Raw genomic sequence first — 3,805 nt, 5'->3', positions numbered from 1 at the left:
GGTGGCCGAGGGGATGCGCCGTCCGCGGGTGCGCGGCGGGGTGTACGCGGCCATGGACGCGCCGCCGTACACGGTGCCCGACGACCACCCGTCGATGCTGTACGCGCTCGGCTTCGTCCCGCCGACCCGCCTCATCGACCCCGCCACGATGCGGGCGACGCTCCGGAACGTGCTGGCGAGCTGGAAATGGGACACCACGTGGGGCTGGGACTACCCGGCGATGGCCATGACCGCCACCCGGCTGGGCGAGCCGGAGACCGCCGTCGAGACGCTGCTCATGCCGGTGGCCAAGAACGCCTACCTGCCCAACGGCCACAACCGGCAGACCGACACGCTGCCGGTCTACCTGCCGGGCAACGGCGGCCTGCTGGCGGCGGTGGCGCTCATGGCCGCCGGCTGGGAGGGCGGCCCGCCGGCGCCCGGTTTCCCGGCGGGCTGGGCGGTCGAGCACGAGGGCCTGCATCCCTCGCCATAGCGGCCTTGGCCTGTCGCCGGGGGCGCTTGAATGAGTGCATGCAGGGAGGGGCCCGAGCGTGCGGGGAGAGCGGATGAGGGCGAGCACCGGAGACGCCGATCAGGAGGAGCCGGTCCACCGGCCGGGGAGGCGCGGGCCGCGGCCGGCGGGGCCGGCGACGATCAGCCGGGTGGCCGAGACGGCCGGGGTATCGCGAGCCACGGTGTCGCGTGTGATGAACGGCTCGACCACGGTCAACCCGGAGCTGGCCGAACGCGTGCGGGCGGCCGCGCGGGCGCTGGACTACGAGCCGAGCGTGGCGGCCCGCAGCCTGGCGCTCGGCCGGACGGGCAACGTGTCGCTGATCGTTCCCGATCTGGCCAACCCGCTGTTCCAGGGCGTGCTGCGGGGGCTCAGCCAGGCCGCGGGCCAGGCCGGGCGGCGGCTGCTGGTGGCCGAGTCGAACGAGGACCCCGAAGAGGAGACGGTGCTGGCGCTGGAGGCCCGGCGCAACTCCGACGGGCTCGTACTGGCCTCGCCCCGCGCCTCCGACGAGCGGCTGGTCGAGCTGCGTGCCAGGCTCGCGCCGTTCGTGCTGGTCTACCGAGACGTGCCCGGCTCGGGCGCACCGTCGCTGACGGTCGACAACGCGTCCGGCATGGCCGCCATCGTGGCCCACCTCACCGCTCTGGGCCACCGCCACCTGGCCTATCTGGCCGGTCCCGAGAGCAGCGTGAGCAACGCCGAGCGGCTGGCCACGCTGCGCGCCGCCGCGGCCGGGGAGCCCGGTTTCCGGCTGACGGAGCTGGCGTGCGGGTCGATGTTCGACGACGGCCACGCCGCGGCGGGCGCCGTGGCCGGCTGCGGGGCGAGCGCGGTGGTGGCGTTCAACGACATGGTGGCCTCCGGCGCGCTGACCGGCCTGCACGAGCTCGGCGTGCGGGTGCCCGCCGACGTGTCCGTGACCGGGTTCGACGACATCGCCTTCGCCCGCTACACCACGCCGCCGCTGACGACGGCGTCGATCCCGAAGAACGAGCTGGGCAAGCAGGCGTGGGAGCGACTGTGGGCGCTGATGAACGGCGAGTCCGGCGGCTACGACGTGCGCTTCCAGCCCCGGCTGCTCGTCCGCGGCAGCACCGCGCCCCTGCGCCAGGAGAGATAGAAGGAGGGGGTTGGCGTGTTTCTGCGGCGGATGTTCGACAAGGAGTTCCCTGCCTTCGGCCCGTTCCCGTCGGTGCGCCGGTCGTAGGTGCGGACTGGTTCACAACATCCTGCCGGCCGGGCCGCTGGTGGAGGACTTCGGGCGGTGCTTCAAGGGCGTGAGCCCGCAGGAGGCGGAGCTGCTGGCGAGCTGCTTCGCGTTCATCGAGTGCACGAAACGCGGGCCGCTCGCCGGCACGCTCCGCTCCCATCTGGCGGGAGCCTAGGCAGGCACCTTGGCCCGCCACAGGGTGTCGATCTCACGCTGGGCTGCCGCCAGGCTCTCGGCGGCCTGCGGGATCAGATCGGACATCGCCGGGTTCACCCCGGCCAGCGTCAGCTCGGCCGTGATGAACCGCGGCGTCAGCCCCACCATGGACAGCCCGTGGGGAAGCCACGGCTCGGCGTGGTCCCAGCCCTCACGTGGGGCGCCCTCACCGTAACCGCCCCCGCGGCTGGCCAGCACGATGAACTCCTTGCCGGCCAGCAGCCCGGCGCTGGTCTCGGGGTCGAACGCCAGCCCGGGGGCGATGAGGTGATCCACCCACGCCTTGACGCTGCTGGGCGCGGCGTAGTTGTAGAGCGGCAGGCCCAGCAGGATCGTGTCGGCCTGCTTGACCTCGTTGACGAGCTGCTCGGTCAGCTCCCAGGAGGCGGCCTGGGCGGAGGTGTGCTGCCCGGCCGGGACCAGCCGGGCCAGACCGCCCGCCGCGTCGAGGTGCGGCAGCGGGTCGCGGCCCAGGTCGCGGTAGGTGACGGTGCCGCCCGGGTGCGCCGACCGCCAGACCTCGGCGGCCTGCGCGGTGAGCTTGCGGCTGGTCGAGCGCTCGCCCTGGATGCTCGAGTCGATGTGGAGAAGGTGTGCCATATCGTTCTTCCTCAATAAATCGTTTGTGGCACATAAATGATTACCACCACATGGACGGTTCTGCCAAGCCGGTAGACTGTCGTCATGACCTCCGCGCCCGCCGCAGACCAGGTGGTGCACCTCTCGGGCCCCCTGCTCGACCACCTCTCCCGCCGCATCCGCATGCGCGCCGAGTCGGTGATGGCCCCGCTCGGCCTGCGGCCCCGCCACGTCGTCGCGCTGACCGTGCTGCGCGACGCCGGCGCCTGCAACCAGCAGTCCCTGGCCACCATGCTGGCGATGGACGGCACCAACGTGGTCGGCCTGCTCAACGACCTCGAGGCCCAGGACCTGGTCGAGCGCCGCCGCGCTCCCGAAGACCGCCGCCGCCACGTGGTGCAGCTCACCGAGGCGGGCTCCCGGCGGCTGGCCGAGGTCGAGCTCGCGATGGCGGCGGTCGAGGACGAGGTGCTCGGCGCGCTCGACGCCGACCAGCGCAAGACCCTCTACACGCTGCTCCAGGCGGCGGTCAGCAACGCCAACGTGATCTGCACCGAGCACGTCGAGCCCTCCGGCGACTGCTAGGCGTGCGGCCTCAGCAGGTGCAGTTGGCCTGGGTGAGCAGCGCCGGCTTCCACGGCAGCGTGTCGTGGTCGCCTCCGGCGTTCGGGTCCTTGCCCTGGTTGAGGTAGCGCGGCCGGCAGGGGTTGACGGTCAGCGCTCCCGTGCCACCGGCAGGAGTCACCGTCGGGGTGCTGCCGGTGCAGGCGGTCCCGTTCACGGCGAAGTCGAGCGCCGAGACGTGCCGGCAACGCGCCAAATGGTTCGACGCGCTGCTTCCTTGCCATGCGCACGTCGCACGAGTGTGAACTTTCAGCGCTCGAGCAGCTCCCGGAGGGCCTTGACGATGTCGGCAGGGGCTTCCTCGGCCATGAAGTGGCCGAAGCCGACGGTGCCATGCCGGACGTCGGGCGCCCAGGCCCGCCACAGCGCCGCCGCGTCGTAGCCGAGGGCGGCGCCCCAGTCCTGCTGGAGCACCGTCACCGGCATCCGCAGGCGATTTCCCGCGGCCCGGTCGGCCTGATCGTGCTCGATGTCGACGCCTGCCGAGGCGCGGTAGTCGGCGACTATCGAGGGAATCGCGTGGCGGCAGGCCTCCATGTACGCGGCGCGGACGCCGGCGGGGATCGCCTGCGGGTCGCCGGTCCAGGTGTCGAGGAAGTGGCCGAAGAAGGCGTCCGGGTCGGCCGCGATCAGCCGCTCGGGCAGGCCGGGCGGCTGGGCCATCAGGTAGAGGTGGA

The 3,805-nt window shown here is 72.7% G+C and carries 5 protein-coding genes and 1 pseudogene; 3 read left to right on the top strand and 3 right to left on the bottom strand.

Annotated elements, in window-relative coordinates:
* Nucleotides 1-475 (top strand): hypothetical protein (locus AB0J09_RS58785; RefSeq protein ID WP_360712041.1); only part of this gene is annotated, 475 nt, incomplete at its 5' end.
* Nucleotides 476-548: 73 nt separating this feature from the next.
* Nucleotides 549-1,619 (top strand): LacI family DNA-binding transcriptional regulator, encoded by a 1,071-nt coding sequence (locus AB0J09_RS58780; RefSeq protein WP_360712038.1) that lies wholly within the window; start codon nt 549-551, stop codon nt 1,617-1,619.
* A gap of 261 nt (nt 1,620-1,880) precedes the next feature.
* On the opposite strand, the gene AB0J09_RS58775 is transcribed toward AB0J09_RS58780, so the two are convergent.
* Complete coding sequence (locus AB0J09_RS58775; protein WP_360712035.1) at nt 1,881-2,525, bottom strand: NAD(P)H-dependent oxidoreductase; 645 nt, start codon at nt 2,523-2,525, stop codon at nt 1,881-1,883.
* A gap of 84 nt (nt 2,526-2,609) precedes the next feature.
* On the opposite strand from AB0J09_RS58775, the gene AB0J09_RS58770 reads away from it, so the two are divergent.
* On the top strand, nt 2,610-3,089 hold the full coding sequence (locus AB0J09_RS58770; protein WP_360712032.1) for a MarR family winged helix-turn-helix transcriptional regulator: 480 nt from the start codon (nt 2,610-2,612) through the stop codon (nt 3,087-3,089).
* A 10-nt stretch (nt 3,090-3,099) separates the two neighbouring features.
* Here the strand turns inward: AB0J09_RS58770 and AB0J09_RS58765 are convergent, their stop codons facing one another.
* Both AB0J09_RS58765 and AB0J09_RS58760 read right to left on the bottom strand, forming a co-directional pair.
* Nucleotides 3,100-3,324: a hypothetical protein gene (locus tag AB0J09_RS58765; protein WP_360712030.1), complete on the bottom strand. Its 225-nt coding sequence runs from the start codon at nt 3,322-3,324 to the stop codon at nt 3,100-3,102.
* A gap of 53 nt (nt 3,325-3,377) precedes the next feature.
* Nucleotides 3,378-3,805 (bottom strand): annotated as a pseudogene (locus tag AB0J09_RS58760) (alpha/beta hydrolase); the annotation flags it as partial.

Source organism: Nonomuraea sp. NPDC049784 (assembly GCF_040659615.1).
GTDB lineage: Bacteria > Actinomycetota > Actinomycetes > Streptosporangiales > Streptosporangiaceae > Nonomuraea.
Note: the sequence above shows the minus strand (reverse complement) of the source record. Positions and strands in the feature narration are given on the sequence as shown.

Coding starts and splice junctions, on each gene's coding strand:
- AB0J09_RS58775 (WP_360712035.1), bottom strand. CDS start 2,525: ATGGCACACCTTCTCCACATCGACTCGAGCATCCAGGGCGAGCGCTCG.
- AB0J09_RS58770 (WP_360712032.1), top strand. CDS start 2,610: ATGACCTCCGCGCCCGCCGCAGACCAGGTGGTGCACCTCTCGGGCCCC.
- AB0J09_RS58780 (WP_360712038.1), top strand. CDS start 549: ATGAGGGCGAGCACCGGAGACGCCGATCAGGAGGAGCCGGTCCACCGG.